Source organism: Saccharomonospora amisosensis (genome assembly GCF_011761185.1).
Lineage (GTDB): Bacteria > Actinomycetota > Actinomycetes > Mycobacteriales > Pseudonocardiaceae > Saccharomonospora_A > Saccharomonospora_A amisosensis.
Window position 1 is genome coordinate 3,079,478 of record NZ_JAAOYM010000001.1, and the last position, 17,572, is coordinate 3,097,049.

At 69.8% G+C, this 17,572-nt stretch carries 16 protein-coding genes; 7 read left to right on the forward strand and 9 right to left on the reverse strand.

Going from position 1 to position 17,572, the window contains the following annotated elements; translation table 11 throughout:
* The first annotated feature begins 191 nt into the window (after positions 1–191).
* From FHU38_RS14920 to msrB, 3 genes are read left to right on the forward strand one after another with little or no spacing between them, the layout of a single operon-like run.
* Positions 192–1,688: a serine/threonine-protein kinase gene (locus tag FHU38_RS14920; RefSeq protein ID WP_243852604.1), complete on the forward strand. Its 1,497-nt coding sequence runs from the start codon at positions 192–194 to the stop codon at positions 1,686–1,688.
* 35 nt (positions 1,689–1,723) lie between these two features.
* Positions 1,724–2,017: a hypothetical protein gene (locus FHU38_RS14925; RefSeq protein WP_167171734.1), complete on the forward strand. Its 294-nt coding sequence runs from the start codon at positions 1,724–1,726 to the stop codon at positions 2,015–2,017.
* Positions 2,018–2,027: 10 nt separating this feature from the next.
* Positions 2,028–2,453: a peptide-methionine (R)-S-oxide reductase MsrB gene (gene msrB / locus FHU38_RS14930; protein ID WP_167171737.1), complete on the forward strand. Its 426-nt coding sequence runs from the start codon at positions 2,028–2,030 to the stop codon at positions 2,451–2,453.
* Positions 2,454–2,483: 30 nt separating this feature from the next.
* On the opposite strand, the gene hemQ is transcribed toward msrB, so the two are convergent.
* The 3 genes from hemQ to hemE are packed head-to-tail and all read right to left on the reverse strand — an operon-like array spanning position 2,484 to position 5,659.
* Positions 2,484–3,176 carry a hydrogen peroxide-dependent heme synthase gene (hemQ, locus tag FHU38_RS14935; RefSeq protein ID WP_167171740.1) on the reverse strand — a complete coding sequence of 231 codons (693 nt, stop codon included), beginning with the start codon at positions 3,174–3,176 and terminating at the stop codon, positions 2,484–2,486.
* Between the two features lie 4 nt (positions 3,177–3,180).
* Positions 3,181–4,590, reverse strand: a complete 1,410-nt coding sequence (gene hemG / locus FHU38_RS14940; protein ID WP_167171743.1) for a protoporphyrinogen oxidase — start codon at positions 4,588–4,590, stop codon at positions 3,181–3,183.
* Positions 4,591–4,597: 7 nt separating this feature from the next.
* Positions 4,598–5,659 carry a uroporphyrinogen decarboxylase gene (gene hemE / locus FHU38_RS14945; protein ID WP_390623323.1) on the reverse strand — a complete coding sequence of 354 codons (1,062 nt, stop codon included), beginning with the start codon at positions 5,657–5,659 and terminating at the stop codon, positions 4,598–4,600.
* Positions 5,660–5,755: 96 nt separating this feature from the next.
* On the opposite strand from hemE, the gene FHU38_RS14950 reads away from it, so the two are divergent.
* From FHU38_RS14950 to FHU38_RS14960, 3 genes are all read left to right on the forward strand, one after another.
* On the forward strand, positions 5,756–6,319 hold the full coding sequence (locus FHU38_RS14950; RefSeq protein WP_208416501.1) for a DUF3000 domain-containing protein: 564 nt from the start codon (positions 5,756–5,758) through the stop codon (positions 6,317–6,319).
* 446 nt (positions 6,320–6,765) lie between these two features.
* The gene (locus FHU38_RS14955; protein ID WP_009153932.1) at positions 6,766–7,482 is read left to right on the forward strand and encodes a response regulator; all 717 of its coding nucleotides are present in this window, start codon (positions 6,766–6,768) and stop codon (positions 7,480–7,482) included.
* Positions 7,483–7,595: 113 nt separating this feature from the next.
* Complete coding sequence (locus FHU38_RS14960; protein ID WP_208416505.1) at positions 7,596–8,804, forward strand: ribonuclease D; 1,209 nt, start codon at positions 7,596–7,598, stop codon at positions 8,802–8,804.
* Between the two features lie 7 nt (positions 8,805–8,811).
* Here FHU38_RS14960 and FHU38_RS14965 read toward each other — a convergent pair whose 3' ends face one another.
* The 4 genes from FHU38_RS14965 to dxs form a co-directional block, all read right to left on the reverse strand.
* Entirely contained in the window at positions 8,812–9,633 is an 822-nt protein-coding gene (locus tag FHU38_RS14965; RefSeq protein ID WP_167171755.1) for an aldo/keto reductase, read from the reverse strand.
* Positions 9,634–9,650: 17 nt separating this feature from the next.
* Complete coding sequence (locus FHU38_RS14970; protein WP_167176101.1) at positions 9,651–10,784, reverse strand: sensor histidine kinase; 1,134 nt, start codon at positions 10,782–10,784, stop codon at positions 9,651–9,653.
* The gene (locus FHU38_RS14975; RefSeq protein ID WP_167171758.1) at positions 10,784–11,479 is read right to left on the reverse strand and encodes a response regulator transcription factor; all 696 of its coding nucleotides are present in this window, start codon (positions 11,477–11,479) and stop codon (positions 10,784–10,786) included. Before FHU38_RS14975 ends, FHU38_RS14970 begins: the two co-directional genes overlap by 1 nt.
* Before the next feature lie 82 nt (positions 11,480–11,561).
* Complete coding sequence (gene dxs / locus FHU38_RS14980; protein WP_167171761.1) at positions 11,562–13,478, reverse strand: 1-deoxy-D-xylulose-5-phosphate synthase; 1,917 nt, start codon at positions 13,476–13,478, stop codon at positions 11,562–11,564.
* A 261-nt stretch (positions 13,479–13,739) separates the two neighbouring features.
* On the opposite strand from dxs, the gene FHU38_RS14985 reads away from it, so the two are divergent.
* A complete protein-coding gene (locus FHU38_RS14985) occupies positions 13,740–14,276 on the forward strand; it encodes a gluconokinase (protein WP_167176103.1) in 537 nt (178 codons plus the stop codon).
* A gap of 51 nt (positions 14,277–14,327) precedes the next feature.
* Here the strand turns inward: FHU38_RS14985 and FHU38_RS14990 are convergent, their stop codons facing one another.
* Positions 14,328–15,521, reverse strand: a complete 1,194-nt coding sequence (locus FHU38_RS14990; protein ID WP_167171763.1) for a class I SAM-dependent RNA methyltransferase — start codon at positions 15,519–15,521, stop codon at positions 14,328–14,330.
* The gene (locus FHU38_RS14995) at positions 15,518–17,551 is read right to left on the reverse strand and encodes an APC family permease (RefSeq protein ID WP_167176105.1); all 2,034 of its coding nucleotides are present in this window, start codon (positions 17,549–17,551) and stop codon (positions 15,518–15,520) included. Before FHU38_RS14995 ends, FHU38_RS14990 begins: the two co-directional genes overlap by 4 nt.
* Between the last annotated feature and the right edge of the window lie 21 nt (positions 17,552–17,572).

Here is a 17,572-nt window from a genome sequence, read left to right on the forward strand (position 1 = left end):
TCCTTGCCGCACGGCGGTTCACGAGGAGCCCAGGATGCGGAGCGCTACACTCAACCGGGCGCGGATCAGCACGGTTCGTGCCCGAAGTCCATTCCCCGATCGCGGAACACAGCCGAGGAGCAGGCGCCATCGACACCGGTCAGTTGATCGCAGGCCACTACCGCCTCGTCGAGCACGTCGGCAGCGGTGCCATGGGCATCGTCTGGCGAGCGATCGATGAGCGCCTCGAACGGTCAGTCGCCGTGAAGCAGATCGTGACCCAGCCCGGGCTCTCCGATGACGAGCGCGCGACCATGCGGCAACGCGCGATGCGTGAGGCACGCAACGCGGCGCGGTTCCAGCATCCCAACGCGATCGTGGTCTTCGACATCGCCGAGCACGCGGGCGAACCGTGCCTGGTGATGGAGTACCTGCCGTCCCGCAGCCTTTCGGCGATCCTCGCCGAGCGGGGAACCCTTCCGGTGCCGGAGGTCGCGCGCATCGGCGAGCAGGTGGCCGCGGCACTGGTCGCCGCGCACCGCGCCGGGATCGTGCACCGCGACATCAAGCCGGGCAACATCCTCATCGACGACAACGGCACCTGCAAGATCACCGACTTCGGCATCTCCAGGGCCAGCGGCGATCTCACCCTGACCCAGACCGGCCTGATCGGCGGCACGCCCGCCTACCTCGCGCCGGAACTGGCCAGAGGCGCCGACCCCACGCCGAGCTCCGACGTGTTCGCCCTCGGCGCGACGCTTTACCACGCCATCGAGGGGCTTCCGCCCTACGGTGACAGCACCAACCAGCTCGCCCTGCTGTACGCGGCCGCCAACGGCAAGGTCAACCCGCCCACCCGGGCAGGTGCGGCGACCGCGTTGCTGATGAGCCTGCTGCGCACCGAGCCGCAAGAGCGCCCGAGCATGAACGAGGCAAGGGACCGCCTCGCGACACTGGCCACCAGCGAGGCCAACGGCAACTCCTCCCCCGCCACCCGGGTGTCTCCCCCGCTGCCGGTCGCCGGGGCAGGCGCCAAACCCGCCACGGCCGAGCCGCCTCGGGCACCGGCGCCGCCACCGCCGTGGCAACGCAACGCGGCGGAGGCTCCCAGGCACAACCCCACCTCGACCTACCCGCCGGTTCCTCCCCGAAACGGCGCGAACAACGGCGCCGGTGCCGGTAACGGCAGACGCAAGCCGCTCGTTTTCGGCGCGATCGGGCTCGCGGCGGCGCTGGTCGTCACCGTGCTCATCGTCGCACTGAACACGGGCGGCACGGACGATCCGAACACCGCGAACCAGGGCGGCAGCACCGCATCGAGCGCACCACCGAGTTCCGGCCCCCCGTCCACCAGCGAAAGCAACCAGGTCCAGAACTCCGATTCCGCTGTCGACTGGGGTGTAGCAGGGCAGCGCGTCATCGACTTCTACGACGACCCGGAGAAGAACTGGGACATGCTGACCCCTGCCAGTCAGGCACTGTTCGGCGATAAGAAGGCGTACAAGGACTACTGGGACGACCACGAGATCCGGAATCTGCAGAGCGCGGTGGCGTACAAGCGCGCGAACAACCCCGACGGCTCCGTCGACATCAGTGTCAACGTCGACTTCGGCAGCGGGCTGCGGCCGATGTACCTCACGGTGCTCGACTCCGGTGGCAAACTGCTGCTGGACGGTGACCCGCGCCCTGAGCACAACGTCCAACGCTGATGCACAGCGCCCGCGGCCTGGCTTACCGTTGACTCATGACCGAGACACCGGGACGCCACCCGCGCTTCGACGACGACCTCGTCGGGCTCGACCCGGACGACCCGGAGGCGCGGGCCTTCGCCGAGCATCTGGACCGGATGCAGCGCTGCGATCCCGCGTTCACCGTCGAGGCGTCGATCAAGGGCGTTGCGGAGTTCGCCGACGGTAGCAACCGCGCGGGCGGGCTGCGCTGGTGGATCGCCGCGCTGGTGGTGCTCCTGATCATGACCGGTGTGGTGGTGACCGCTTGGGACACGCTCGGCGACCTGCTGAGTTGGCTGTCCAGGTAGCCTGGGGCGCATGGAACCTGTCACCGGTGCCGAGCCCAGCGTGGCGAAATCCGAGCAGGAATGGCGTCAGGAACTCACTGCCGAGGAGTACGCCGTGCTGCGGCAGGGCGCGACCGAGCCGCCGTTCACCGGCGAGTACACCGACACCTCCACCACCGGCGTGTACGAGTGCAGGGCATGCGGAGCCGAATTGTTCCGCAGCGACACCAAGTTCGAAAGCCACTGCGGCTGGCCGTCGTTCTTCGATCCGGCCGATTCCGACGCCGTGCTGCTGCGAGAGGACCGCTCGCTGGGAATGGTCCGCACCGAGGTGTTGTGCGCCTCCTGCCACAGCCACCTTGGCCACGTCTTCGAAGGCGAGGGCTACCCCACCCCAACCGACCAGCGGTACTGCATCAACTCGATCGCGCTGCGACTGGTGCCTGCCGGGTCGTGAGCACGGCGGGCACCCCGACCCGGCGCGAGCTCACGGCAGGTTGAGCACCAGTTCCCCCGGCTGCACGCGCGTGCCGGTGTAGAAGGGGATTTCTTCCCGCACATGCCTGCGGGCCTCGGTGCCGCGCAGGTGCCGCATCAGGTCGACGATCCGGTGCAGTTCGTCGGCCTCGAACGCGAGCATCCACTCGTAGTCGCCGAGGGCGAACGAGGCGACCGTGTTCGCCCGCACGTCGGGGTAGTCGCGGGCCTGCATCCCGTGGTCGGCGAGCATCTGGCGCCGCTCGTCGTCCGGAAGCAGGTACCACTCGTAGGACCGGACGAACGGGTACACGCACACGTACTTGCGGGGTTCCTCGCCCGCGAGGAAAGCGGGCACGTGGCTCTTGTTGAACTCGGCGGGACGGTGCAGCGCGAACTGGCTCCACACCGGGGTGGACACCCGGCCAAGCGGCGTGCGCCGGAACCCGGTGTAGGCAGCCTGGACCTGCTCGGGTTCCTCGGCGTGCCACCAGATCATGTAGTCGGCGTCAGCCCGCAGCCCGGCGACGTCGTAAACGCCACGGACGACAACGCCCTTGCCTTCGAGCGCGTCGAGGTACTCGACGGTCTCGGCGGCCGCCTGCCCCCTGTCGTCGGGCAGCCGCCCCGGTTCGACGCGAAACACCGACCAGGCGGTGTAGCGGATGGTGTCGTTGAGTTCTTGGTAGTTCAGGCGCGCCATGCCCCTATCGTCCCACCAGTCGGGCCACGGCCGCGTCCGCGGTGGCGATACAGGCAGGGATGCCGACGCCGTGCAGTGTCGCGCCGGCTACCTCCAGCCCGTCGATCTCGGCGACGGCGCGTTCGATACGCCGTACCCGCCGCAGGTGGCCGACGCCGTACTGCGGCAGGCCCCCACCCCACCGCTGCACCAGCGTGTCCACCGGCTCGGCGGTGCATCCGGTGAGTTCGGCGAGGTCGGAGCGCACCAGGCGCACCAGTTCCTCGTCGCGAGCGCGCAGCGCCGCGGTGTCACCGAAGCGACCGACCGAGCCGCGGATCAGCACCGGAGCGCCCTGCCCGGCGTGGTGGCCCCACTTGCGTGCGGAGAAGGTGAACGCCTTTGCCGTGAACGGTGTGCCGTCCGCGCGCAGCTCACCTTCGCCTATCAGCACTCCCGATGCCCGCGGCAGCTCGGTTCGCGGCGGCAGCGCGAGTCCGACGACCGCCATGGAGGCCAGCTCCACCTCCGCGAAGGCGGCGGAGGCCTCCTGCGCGACCTCGGCCAGCAACCTGCTCGCTGCGGGCGCGGGCACGGCCAGCACCACGGCGTCCGCGTCGAGTTCCGCGTCGGCGGTGGCGTGCGCCGCGGCGACGGCACCCAACACCAGCCGCCAGCCGTCACCGCGCCTGTGCAGTGCCCGCACCGGTGCGCCGAAGCGCACCTCGGCACGGGACGCGGCGGCGAGCCTGTTCACCAGCGTGCCGAGCCCACCGGTGAGGGTCGCGAACACCGGCGAGCCACCCGGCTCGCTCGGCAGCAGGTTGGCGGCCGCCTCGGTCAGCGATCGTGCGCCCGCGTCAACCGCGGCCGCGAGTGCGGGCATGGTGGCACGCATGCCCAGCCCATCGGAGCCACCCGCGTACACGCCCGCGAGCAGCGGGTCGACCAGGCGGTCCACGAGTTCGTCGCCGAACCGCTGCCGCAGCAGCTCGCCCAGCGACACATCGCCCTCGGCCTCCCGAGGCAGCGACAGTCCTGGCAGGCTCGCCTCGGCCGCGACGGCGGCGGCACCGGCGGCCGACAGCACGTCACGCACGGCGTCCGGCGCGGCGGGCACGCCCATGACGGTGTGGCGCGGCAGCGGCAGCGTCCGGCCACCCGCGCGGACCGTCGCGGACACCGGTGCGGGGTGCGTCAGCTCCGCCCGCAGCCCGAGTTCCCGCGCCAGCTCGACCGCCTCCGGCCTGCGCGCCAGGAACGCCTCGGCCCCGACGTCGAAGGCACGCCCCGCGAGCTTGCCGGTGCGCAGCTTGCCACCGAGTTCGCCGGTCGCCTCGCAGATGGTGATGGTGGCGGCGGCGTCGAGCGCCGTCCGCAACCGGTACGCGGCCACCAGCCCCGAGATGCCCCCGCCGACTACCGCTACCCGCATGCTGACCTCACAAGCTGTGAACGAGCTCCACGACCCTGCTCAGCACGCCGGGATCGGTCTGTGGCAGCACGCCGTGGCCCAGGTTGAAGATGTGGCCCGCCGCCGTCCTGCCCTCCTCGACGATGCGCCGCACCTCGGTTTCCACCACCGGCCACGGCGCCATGAGCAACGCCGGGTCGAGGTTGCCCTGCACGACGGGCGCGGGCCCACCCGGCAGCGCGAGCCTTCGGACGGCTTCGTCGAGCGGCACCCGCCAGTCGACCCCCACCACGTCGGCGCCCGCTTCCCGCATGGCGGTGAGCAGCTCGCCGGTACCGACACCGAAGTGGATGCGCGGCACCCCGTAGCCGCCCGCACCGGCCAGCACCTTGGCCGAGTGCGGTAGCACGAACTCGCGGTAGTCGCGCTCGGAGAGGGCGCCGGCCCAGGAGTCGAACAGCTGGATGGCGTCGACGCCGGCCTCGAGCTGGACTCGGAGGAAGGTCAGGGTCACTTCGGCCAGCGTGTCGGCGAGTTCGTGCCACAGCCGGGGATCGCTGTGCATGAGGGCCTTGGTGTGCTCGTGGTTGCGGCTCGGCCCACCCTCGATCAGGTAGGAGGCGAGGGTGAACGGCGCTCCCGCGAAACCGATGAGCGGCGTGTTGCCGAGCCGGGACAACAGCAGCTCGACCCCGTCGGCGACCGCGCGCAGCCGGTCGGGTTCCAGCCTCGGCAGCTCCCTGACGGCATCGCGTGAGCGCACGGGTGTAGCCACCACCGGGCCCGTGCCAGGCACGATGTCGATCTCAACGCCTGCCGCGTACAGCGGCACGACGATGTCGCTGAACAGGATCGCCGCGTCCACCCCGTGCCGCCGTACCGGTTGCAGGGTGATCTCGGCCAGCAGTTCGGGATCGAGACAGGCCGTGAGCATCGGCACGCCTTCCCGAACCTCCCGGTACTCGGGCAGCGAGCGACCCGCCTGGCGCATGAACCACACGGGGACCCGCGACGGCCTGCCGCCTCTCGCGGCGACCAACAGCGGCGCGTCGGCGAGCTCGCGGCGGGCCGAGACCTGAGATGTTGTCATCATCGCTATCGTGCCACGCGGTGTCGGAGTGGGTTCTCTCGGCGCGTCCTCGCCCGACTCGCGGCGGGCGCGGCTTACAGTCGGGCGGTGACCGCCATGACCCAGGCGCCCGAGGAGTTCCGTGCCGCCGTCGCCACGCTGGAGTCCGTGCGTCCGCGACCGGAGGTTCGCCTGGAGGAGATCCGGGCACCGCAGCGGCTGGCGCCGTGGGCGCACGCGCTCAGCGGTGAGACCAGCGGACCCGGTGACGTGCTGGCTTCCGGCAGACTAGTCCTGCTCCACGATCCCGAAGGCCAGGAAAGCTGGGACGGCGTGTTCCGACTCGTGCTCTACGTACGCGCCGAACTCGACCGTGAACTCGCCACCGACCCCTTCCTGCCGACGGTGGGCTGGTCGTGGCTCACCGAGGCGCTGGAGTCCTCCGGCGCGGCATGGAAGGCGCTGGGCGGCACGGTGACCGAGACCTCATCGGCGCGGTTCGGCGACATCGCCGCCCAGGGCCGCACCGACGACATCGAGTTGCGGGCCTCGTGGACCCCAGCCAGCGCCGATCTACGATGCCACTGTGATGCGTTCTGCCGGGTCCTGTCGAGCTACGCGGGGCTACCACCAGTGGGTGTCACGATGTTCGATCAGCGGCAGTCGTCTGACCCGTCCTGACCCCTGAGGCCGCCACGAACGGGCGGCGCGGCTGCGTTCACGGCACCGCCCGGCCGGGCCACCCCCGCCTTCCTTCCGAGATCGGCGCGGGTGATACTGGAGCCTCTCGCGAGACGCTCCCTCCCCCACCCCGCCCTCGGGCAAACCACCCGCATTCGCCCTGCACAGAGCATCTGCACGCGCGCCTGAATATCCGGATTCCTGTTATATCGCCGACGCTTCGCTATGTGTTAACCACTCGCTGTGTATTAACTCGATCGTGCTATGGGGGGAGACGCGAGTAACTACCCGATTGGGATAGATACGTGTTCGATCCCCCCACTGACCCACTCGGGCGGCTAGAGTGCATGCGACGACACCACTTTCGGTCTAAAGCTGGCGCGGCTGATTGGCCGAAAGTCCCGGTGCCGGTCGGGGGGCACGACCGACTCCAGGGAGGTAGTGACGTGGCTGCCGTCGGCTTTACCCAGGCCGTCCGATCCACGCCAGCCGGCGCGTTGCCGGCGAGCATGGTCCCGCACCCGCGGGAGGAACTGTTTTCGGTGCTGGTGGTAGACGACCACCCGCTGTTGAGGGAGGCGATTGCCGCACGACTGGCGCAAATGGGCGCGGGCACGGTCCACGAGGCCGCGACCGTAGCCGAGGCGCGGGCGAGGGCTACGGCCACCGGGCCGTGTGACCTCGCGATCCTCGACCTCGGCCTGCCTGATGGCAGTGGAATCGAACTCGTCACCGAGCTTCGAACCAACGGTTGGCCCCGCGTCGTCGTGCTGGCGTCGTCCGACGATCCGTACGCCGTCCGCTCGGCATTCCAGGCGGGCGCCCAGGCCTACCTGCTGAAATCCGCGTCGCCGGTGGTAGTCACCGACGGCGTGCGCAGGGTGCTCGAAGGCGGCGTGTACGCCGACCCGAGCGTGGCGCCCGTGCTGGCCACCGGTACCCGCGTGCCGGGCACCGACAACACCCCGCGCGAGCTGTCCGCTCGGGAGGTCGAGGTGCTGCAACTCGTCGCGGACGGGCAGTCGAACAAGGAGATCGGTGAGGAGCTGAGCCTCTCCGCGCTCACGGTGAAGTCCCACCTGTCGCGGATCGGGCGCAAGCTCGGAACCGGAGACCGCGCACAGATGGTCGCGTTGGCCATGCGGGCCGGTGTGATCCGCTAGTTACGAGGGTCCCTACGGGGCGGGCGAACCAGGCGCGGCTTTCCCGTCCCGTAGGGTTCACTCTTGTGGACAACGCAGATCACGGCGCGGGTGTGCCGCTGGAGTCTGCGCCCATGCCGCCGTCCATACCGTTGAGGGAACCGGCGGGCGGCACCCCACCGGTCGCCTCCGAACCCGAGCAACTGCGCCGGGCGTGCGACCGGCTGGCGGCGGGCAGCGGCTCGATCGCGGTCGACACCGAGCGCGCCTCCGGGTACCGGTACTGGCCAAGGGCCTACCTCGTACAGGTCCGGCGCGAGGGCTCCGGCACTGTGCTCATCGACCCCATACCGCTGCGCGATCACCTCGAACCACTCGGTGCCGTGCTCGCCGACACCGAGTGGGTGCTGCACGCCGCGTCGCAGGATCTGCCGTGCCTCGCCGATCTCGGACTGCGGCCGCCGTCACTGTTCGACACCGAGCTGGCGGGCAGGCTGGCGGGCTACGAGCGGGTGGCACTGGGCACGCTGGTGGAGAACCTACTGGGCTACAAGCTGGAGAAGGGCCACAGCGCGGCCGACTGGTCGAAACGGCCGCTGCCGACCGACTGGCTCAACTACGCCGCGCTCGACGTCGAGTTGCTGGTGCCGCTTCGGGAGAAGCTGGAAGCCGAGCTTTCAGCACAGGGCAAGCTGGAATGGGCGCGGCAGGAGTTCGAGTGGGTGCGGACCTCAGGCAGCCAGCCCGCGCCGCGCTCGGAGCCGTGGCGACGTACCTCCGGCATTCACAAGGTCCGCACCGCTCGCGGGCTCGCCGCCGTCCGTGCGCTGTGGCAGGCGCGCGACGAGCTCGCCCGCAAGCGTGATCGCGCACCGAGCCGCATTCTGCCCGACAGCGCCATCATCAACGCCGTGCTCGCCGATCCCCGCACCACGGCCGACCTGCAGGCCCTGCCGGTGTTCGGAGGCCGGGTGCAGCGCCGCTACACCGGCAACTGGCTGCGTCACCTACAGGCGGCGCGAACGCTGCCTGCGTCGGAACTGCCCAACCCTTCGCCACCCAATGACGGCCCGCCGCCGCCCAACCGGTGGGCGGACAAGGACCCCGATGCGGCCGCGCGGCTGGCCGCCGCGCGCACGGCACTGACCAAGCTGGCCGAGCATCACCGGCTGCCGGTGGAGAACCTGCTGCTTCCCGACCTGCTGCGGCGAACCTGCTGGCGCCCGCCGCCGGACGCTTCCCCCGAGGGGGTAGCCGAGGTACTACGCGCCGCGGGTGCGCGGCCGTGGCAGATCGAACTCACCGCCGACGAACTGAGCAAGGCGCTGCATACCCACGCCTGAGCACGGCTCAGCCCATGCTGTCGGGATGTGGGCCGGTACGGTACCCGTCGTCCAGCGTGGCCATCATCGACATGTCGTGCTCGTCTAGTTCGAAATCGAAGATGTCGATGTTCTCGGCGATCCGTTTCGGCGTCACCGACTTCGGGATCACCACGTGACCCAATTCGACATGCCAGCGCAGCACCACCTGCGCGGGTGTCTTGCCGTGCTTGCGGGCGAGCCTGTCCAGCACCTCGTCGCCCAGCCGTGCCCCGCCACGCGCGATCGGCGCCCACGCCTCGGTGACGATGCCGTGGGCGGAATGGAACGCCCGCAGCTGCGACTGCTGTAGCCACGGGTGCAGCTCGATCTGGTTGACGGCCGGTGCCACGCCGGTCTCATCCAGCAGCCTGCGCAGGTGCTCGACCTGGAAGTTGGACACCCCGATCGCGCGGGCTCGACCTTCTTCGGCGAGCTTGCGCAGCGCCTGCCACGTCGGCACGTACCTGTCCGCCGAGGCAACCGGCCAGTGGATGAGGTAGAGGTCGACGTAGTCGAGCCCGAGCAGGTTCAGGCTGGTGTCGAAGGCGCGCATGGCCTCGTCGTAGCCGTGGTCGGTGTTCCACAGCTTGGTGGTGACGAACACGTCCTCGCGGGCCAGGCCCGACTCCGCGACCGCGACACCGACTCCGCGCTCGTTGCGGTACAACGTCGCGGTGTCCACGCTGCGGTAGCCCGCGTCGAACGCGGTCCGCAGCGCACCGACCACCTCGTCGTCGGGGATCTTGTAGACACCGAAACCCACCTGGGGCATGTGGACACCGTTGTTCAGCTCGACCGTGGGAACCATGCCCCGACCGTAGCCGCCTACGCAGTCGAGGGCAGCTGCACGGTCACCGAGAGTCCGCCGCCTACCACCGGTTCGGCCGTCACCGATCCGCCGTGCGCCCGCACCGCCGCCCGCACGATCGACAGTCCCAGCCCGGCGCCGGACCGCGCCGTGCGGGCCACGCCTGCCCGCCGAAACGGTTCGAACAGCTCCGAAACCGTCACCGGGTCGATGAGCTGTCCCGACGAGCGCACGGTGAGTGTGGACCAGCGGTCGCCGGGACGCGTGCAGACCTCGATCCAGCCCCCGTCCAGGTTGTGCCGCACCGCGTTCTCCAGCAGGTTGCCTGCGACCCGTTCGAGCAACGCCAGATCGCCTGTCGTCGCAGCGGGCGCGGTGTTGAACTCCACGCGCAGCCCCCGTTTGTCGGCCTCGGACCGCACCGCGCGCCACGCGGTGTCCACCACCGCGGCCAGGTCCACCCGCTCAATGACGGCGACACCAGCGCCGTCGGTGCGTGCCAGCAGCAGCAACGAACCGACCAGCCGCTCGGCGCGCTCGGTGGCTTCGCGGACCACCTCGGCCATCCTGCGCAGCTCCACCTCGTCGGCGGCGGTGTCGGACAACGTGACGTCGAGTTCGGTGCGGATCACCGAAAGCGGGGTGCGCAGCTCGTGGCTGGCGTTGGCGACGAAGTGCCGCTGCGCGTCGAAAGCCGCCTGCAACCGGTCGAGCATCGCGTCGAAGGTGTGCGCCAGTTCGGCCAGCTCGTCGCGAGTACGCAGCGTCCCGATGCGCTCGCCCATGGATTCCACGGACAACCGGCGCGCGGTATCGGTGATCTCGCGAAGCGGGCGCAGTACCCGGGAGGTGAACGTCCACGCCAGGATCGCCGCCGCCACCACCACGAAGAAGAACGCGACGGCACCGGCCAGCAACATCCGCTGCCTCGCGTGCTCACGCAGGTACTCGGCCAGCACCGACGCTTCCACCTCGACACCGTCCACCCGCACCGTCGTGCCGGGTGGCAGCTCGGGAACGGCGGCGACCGAGTCGCCGACCAGGCGCCAGGCCAGCCACAACAACACCACGCTCACCACCGCCACCAGCACGGTCGCGAGCACGGTGATGCGAGCACGCAGACCGCGTGCGGGCAGGCCGGGCAGGCGCATCACCCCTCGAGGGAACCAGAACCCGTCTTCGAACCCGCACCGGGGACCCGGTAACCGGAACCAACCACGGTCTCGATGATGCCGGGCTCACCGAGCTTCTTTCGCAGGGTCATGACGGTGACCCGGACCGTGGTGGTGAACGGGTCGGCGTTTTCGTCCCACACCCGCTCCAGCAGATCCTCGCTGCTGACGACGGCCCCTCCCGCCGAAAGCAGCACCTCGAGCACCCCGAACTCCTTGCGGGTGAGGTCGACCAGCTGACCCCGCCGGTGCACCGTCCGCCTCGCCGGGTCGAGTTCGACGTCGTCGGCCGTCAGCACCGGTGGGGCGGGCGGTGTCGCCCGCCTTCCCAGTGCCCTGACCCGTGCCACCAGCTCGGGAAACGCGAACGGCTTCGCGAGGTAGTCGTCGGCGCCGAGAGACAGCCCCTCGACGCGGTCGGACACCGCACCGCTGGCGGTGAGCATCAGCACCCTGGTCAGCTCGCCGGAGGTAACGATCTCCTTGCACAGCTCGTCGCCGGACATGCCGGGCAGGTCACGGTCGAGCAGCACCACGTCGTAGCGTGTGATCGACACCTTCTCGTGGCCGTCGTCACCGTTGAGCGCTACGTCGACCGCCATGCCCTCCCTGCGCAACCCGCGCGCGATCGCCTCGGCAAGCGGCTCTTCGTCCTCGACTACCAGTACCCGCACGTCAACACCGTTCCACAGCTTCCTGAGAAGAACCTTACGCCGGGTTCGCTGTCGCGAAGCCGGGCGGCGGCACCGGCGAGTCTCAGTCGCGGGGTGACTCCACCGCCGCCTCGTCGGCCGCCTGCGCATCGCCGATCCGGTTGGCTGCCCATTCGGTGACCTTGCGCGCCACGTCCTGCGCGGTCAGCCCGACACCGGCCAGCACCTGCTCGCGGGAGCCGTGTTGCAGGAACCGCTGCGGCACACCGAGGTCGCGCAACGGGACGTCGCAGTCGGCGTCGCGCAGTGCGGCGGCGACCGCCGAACCGAAGCCGCCGTGCCTTCCGCAGTCCTCCACGGTAACCACCAACCGGTGCGAAGCGGCCAGCTCCACCAGCTCGGGCGCGACCGGAAGCACCCAGCGCGGGTCCACCACGGTCACGCCTATCCCCTGATCGGCGAGCCGATCTGCCGCCGAAAGCCCGAGCCCGGCGAACGCCCCCACGGCGACGAGCAGCACGTCCTCCGACCCGCCCCTGCGCAGCACGTCGACGGTACCGAGGCGTTCAACCGCGGGCACCGATTCCACGACCGAACCCTTGGAGAACCGCAGGGCGGTCGGGCCGTCCGAAACCGCGATCGCCTCACGCAGCTCCTCACGCAGCGTGCCGGCGTCGCGAGGCGCGGCCACCCGCATCCCGGGGACCATTCCCAGCAGGGAGAGGTCCCACATGCCGTGATGGCTCGGGCCGTCTGGCCCGGTGATACCGGCCCGGTCGAGCACCAGCGTGACGGGCAGCCGGTGCAGCGCCACGTCCATCAGCACCTGGTCGAACGCGCGGTTGAGGAACGTGGAGTACACCGCGACCACCGGGTGCTTGCCACCCATCGCCAGCCCGGCGGCCGAGGTCACCGCATGCTGCTCGGCGATGCCGACGTCGAACCACCTGTCGGGGAACTCCTCCGCGAAGGTATGCAGCCCGGTGGAACGCAGCATCGCCGCCGTGATCGCGACCACGTCCTCGCGCTCGGCGCCGATGGCGGCCAGTTCGTCACTGAAGACCGAGGTCCAGCTCGGCCCCTTCACCGGCGGCAGCCCGGTTCGAGGGTCGATGGGGTCGGTCTGGTGCATCTGGTCGGCCTGGTGGTTCACCGCGGGCGGGTAACCGTGACCCTTCTCGGTGACCGCGTGCACGATCACAGGGCCACCGAACGCCTTGGCACCGGCCAGCGCCTTCTCCAGCGCGGGGATGTCATGCCCGTCCACCGGGCCGAAGTACTTGAGGCCGAGATCGGAGAACATCACCTGCGGGCTCAACGCGTCCTTGATTCCCGCCTTGGCCGCATGCAGGGCCGTGTAGATGGGCTTGCCCACCACCGGGGTGTGCTGCAGCAGTTCCCGCCCGCCGTCGAGGAGCCGCTCGTAGCCCGGCCGTAGCCGCAGCGAAGCAAGGTGTTCGGCCAGCCCTCCGATAGTGGGTGAGTAGGACCTGCCGTTGTCGTTGACCACGATCACCACGGGCCGTTGCGGGTCGGCGGCGATGTTGTTCAGCGCCTCCCAGCACATCCCGCCGGTGAGGGCACCGTCTCCGACCACGGCGACGGCGTGCCGTCCGCCTCCTTCGAGTTGGAAGGCCTTCGCCAGCCCGTCGGCGTAGGAAAGCGCCGTCGAGGCGTGGCTGTTCTCGATGTGATCGTGCTCGCTCTCCGCGCGGGAGGGGTAGCCCGCGATGCCGCCGAGTTGCCGCAGGTTGTCGAAGCCGCTGTGGCGGCCGGTGACGATCTTGTGGACGTAGGCCTGGTGGCCGACGTCGAACAACAGCGCGTCACGCGGCGAGTCGAAGACCCGATGCAGCGCCAGCGTCAGTTCGACGACACCGAGGTTCGGTCCGAGGTGGCCGCCCGCCCTGCACACCTTGTCGACAAGGAAATCCCTGATCTCTCCAGCCAGTACCTCAAGCTCGTCGTGGTCCATTCGCTTGAGGTCGGCCGGTCCGTGCACGGACTCCAGCAACGTCACGCTCCACCTCGCTCGCCATCGGTCGCCATCAGTCGCAATCGCCTTCGCTGCCTCGCCCGCCCAGTCTAGGAGAGCGCGGACGGATGAACTCGACCTCAACCGAGTGGATCGCCTCCAGCGTGAAAATACCGTGTGCAGTCGCTGCCGGGCCTCACCCGGTCGGCGACGTCCGCGACAGGTCCGGCACCGAGGGTGTGCGGGGCCGCGCCGGGTTTCTCACCGCTCACCTCGTGCGACGATGTCGCTTTCGGTGAGGGAGTGATCATGTCCACCTGCCTGGTGGTGATGGGCGTGTCGGGCGCGGGCAAGAGCACGCTCGCCCGGCCGCTGGCGGCACGGCTGTGCTGGCCGGTGGCGGAGGCCGACGACTTCCATCCCGACGCCAACATCGCGAAGATGGCCTCGGGGGTGCCACTCACCGATGCCGACAGGGCGCCGTGGCTGGCAGCCATCCGCGACTGGATCAACGCGCAGGCCGAAACGGGGCCCGGCGCGGTGGTCACGTGTTCGGCGTTGAAGCGGCGCTACCGAGACTCGCTGCGAGCCGCCCGTGCCCGCGTTCGGTTCGTCCACCTCGAAGGCTCCCGTGACGTCATCGCGGGCAGGCTGGCCACCCGCACGGGTCACTTCATGCCGCCGTCCCTGCTGGAGTCGCAGTTCGGCGACCTCGAACCTCTCGCACCCGACGAGGACGGGGTCACCGTCGATGTCGGTGACAGTCCACAGCGGATCATCGAAGCGGCGCTGGCCCTGCTCCGGCCCCGCGACTACCCGGCCTCAGGCGAGACACATCACTGAGGCACATCACTGGGGAAGCTGACCACGACACCGGCGTCCACCACCACCGACTCACCCGCGCCGCAACAGCGCGATGCACTCGACGTGGTGGGTCATCGGGAACGCGTCGAAGGCACGCAGCCGGTCCAACCGGTAGCCCCGGGCGGCGAAGGTCGCGAGGTCTCTGGCCAGCGCGGCGGGATCGCACGCCACGTACACCACACGCTCTGGTCGCGCACCGGACACGGCTTCAACCACCGCCTTGCCCGCGCCTTTGCGCGGTGGGTCGAGCACGACGACCTCGGGCCTTTCGTGGCGGCGGTTCGATCTGCCGCGCGACTCGCGCAGCACCCGTTCCACGGCGCCGCGGCGCCAGCGCACCTGTGGCGCCCCGGCGGTGTTCGCCTCGCCGTCGGCGACCGCGCGGCGATCCGCCTCCACCGCCAGCACCCGGCCGCCCACCCCGACCTGCTGCGCCAGCACCCCGGCGAACAGCCCGGCTCCCGCGTACAGATCCCATGCCAATCCGTCTCGCGACGCCTCGGCCCACTGGTCCACCACGCTCGCGAACGTCTCGGCCGCTTCCGGGTGCACCTGCCAGAACCCGTGCGCGGACAGCCGCCAGCGCCGCCCTGCCGCACGCTGTACCGCCACACCGCCCACCCGCTGTTCGCCCGCCTCGCGCACGTGCACCTGGCCATCGGAGTCGGAGGTGACCTCGATCTCGTTCCCGGGACCCCACCTGCGCGGCAGCACCGCCCGCACCGCCGCCGTGGTGGTGATGGGGCAGTCGGTCAGCGGGACGATCCGGTGGCTGCGATGGGCGCGCAGCCCCGCCCTGCCATCCTGTGCGGCCACGAACCTCACCCGGGTGCGCCAGCGCAGCAGGCCACCTGGCAAGGCCTCCACCCGCACGGGCCGCTCGATTCCGGCCAGCCGCCGTAGCTGCTCGGACACCACCGCGGCCTTGAGGTCGAGTTGCGCGTCGGCCGCGGCATGCTGCCAGTCACAACCGCCGCACAGTCCCGGCCCTGCGACCGGACACGGTGGGGTGACCCGCTGCGGCGAAGCACTGAGTACCTTGACGGCGTCCGCACGGCAGAACGACTTGCCCGCGTCCTCGGTGACCTCGGCCAGCACGCGCTCACCCGGCAGCGCGTGCCGCATGAACACCACCCGTCCGTCCACCCGGGACACGCAATGCCCACCGTGTGCCACGGGACCGACCTCGATCTCGAAGGTACGGCCCTGCCAGCTCTCGCTCACGACTTCGGCTCCCTGGTCCGGTCACCGTTGCCCCGTCGCTCGAACAAGCCGCGCCGGACATCACCGGCGACCGGCCTGCTGCGGTCGGCGCGCCGTGACGCACGCTTGGACGACTCCAGTTGCCAGGGCACGCTCGTCACCATCACCCGTGACTGGAACAGCAGCCTGCTCTTCAGCCGCAGCGCGCTGTGGTTGTGCAGCAACTGCTCCCACCAGCGGCCCACCACGTACTCCGGGATGAAGATGGTGACCACGTTACGGGGCTGGTCGCCCTTGACCCGCTTGACGTAGTCCAGCACCGGCCTTGTGACCTCTCGGTAGGGCGACTCGACGACCTTCAGCGGGATCGAGAAGCCGTGCTCGTCCCAGGCACGCACGAGCTTTCTGGTCTCGGCGTCGTCCACGTTGACGGTGACCGCCTCCAGCACGTCGGGCCTGGTCGCCTTGGCGTAGGACAGCGCCCGCAGCGTGGGCCGGTGCAGCTGAGACACCAGCACGATCGCGTGGTTGCGTGCGGGGAGTGTGACCTGCTCGCCCTCAATCTCCTTTAGCTCCTCTGCGACCCGGTCGTAGTGCCTGCGGATGCCACCCATCACGAAGTAGATGACCGCCATGGCCACGATCGAGATCCACGCACCCGCCAGGAACTTGGTCACCAGGATCACCACGAGCACAGCCGAGGTCATCACAAGACCGAAGCCGTTGGTCAGCTGCGCCCTGCGCATCGCGCGCCGTGCCGCCGGGTCCCGCTCGTCGCGCAGCAGCCGGTTCCAGTGCCGGATCATGCCGCTCTGGCTGAGCACGAAGGACACGAAGACACCCACGATGTAGAGCTGGATGAGCTGGGTGACCTCCGCGTTGAAAGCGATCACCAGCACGATGGCGAACCCGGCGAGGAACAGGATCCCGTTGCTGAACGCCAGCCGGTCGCCCCTGGTGTGCAACTGCCGGGGCAGGAACCTGTCCTGCGCGAGGATCGATCCAAGCACCGGGAAGCCGTTGAACGCCGTATTGGCGGCCAGGACCAGGACCAACCCGGTGAAGAAGATGACGTACCAGACTCCCGGCTGGAAATCCGTGAACACCGCACCCGCCAGCTGGGCGACGAGTGTCTTCTGCTCGTAACCCGCAGGGGCATTGACCAGTTGCTCCGCCGGGTTCTCCGCGATAACCGCGCCGGTAAGTCTGGCGAGGAAGAGCAGGCCGAGGAACATCGCGATCGCCAGCACGCCCATCATCAGCAGCGTGGCAGCCGCGTTGCGCCCCCTGGGTTTGCGGAACGCGGGCACCCCGTTGGCGATCGCCTCCACACCGGTTAGCGCCGCGCTTCCGGAGGAGAACGCCCGCAGTATCAGGAACGCGAACCCCAACCCGGCCAGGTGCTGCTCCTCCGCGACGAGCTCCAGGTCCGCGCTTTCGGCCCGCAGCTCGTCACCGAACGCGAACGTGCGCACAAGGCCCCAGACGATCATGCCGAGGATGCCGACCACGAACGCGTAGGACGGGATCGCGAAAGCCGTGCCCGACTCGCGCACGCCACGCAGGTTCATCGCGGTCAGCAACAGGATCGCGACCACCGCGAACTGCACCTTGTGGGTGGCGACGAACGGAATCGCCGAGCCGATGTTCGCCGCGGCCGAGGCGATCGACACCGCCACCGTCAGGATGTAGTCGACCAGCAGCGCGCTACCCACGATCAGGCCCCATCGGGGACCGTGGTTGACGGTGGCCACCTCGTAGTCGCCGCCGCCCGAGGTGTAGGCGCGCACGTTCTGCCGGTAGGAGGCCACGACCGCTGCCATGACCAACGCCACCACGAGACCGATCCACGGGCTGTAGACGTAGGCCGAAGCCCCGGCGATCGACAGCATGAGCAGGATCTCTTCGGGGGCGTATGCCACGCTCGACATGGGGTCGGAAGCGAACACCGGCAGCGCGATCCGCTTCGGCAACAGGGTGTGCTGGAGCCTGTCGCTACGAAACGGGCGACCCAGCAACAACCGCTTGGTCACGGTGGCGAACTTGGACACCGCTGGAGCGTAATGGCAGGC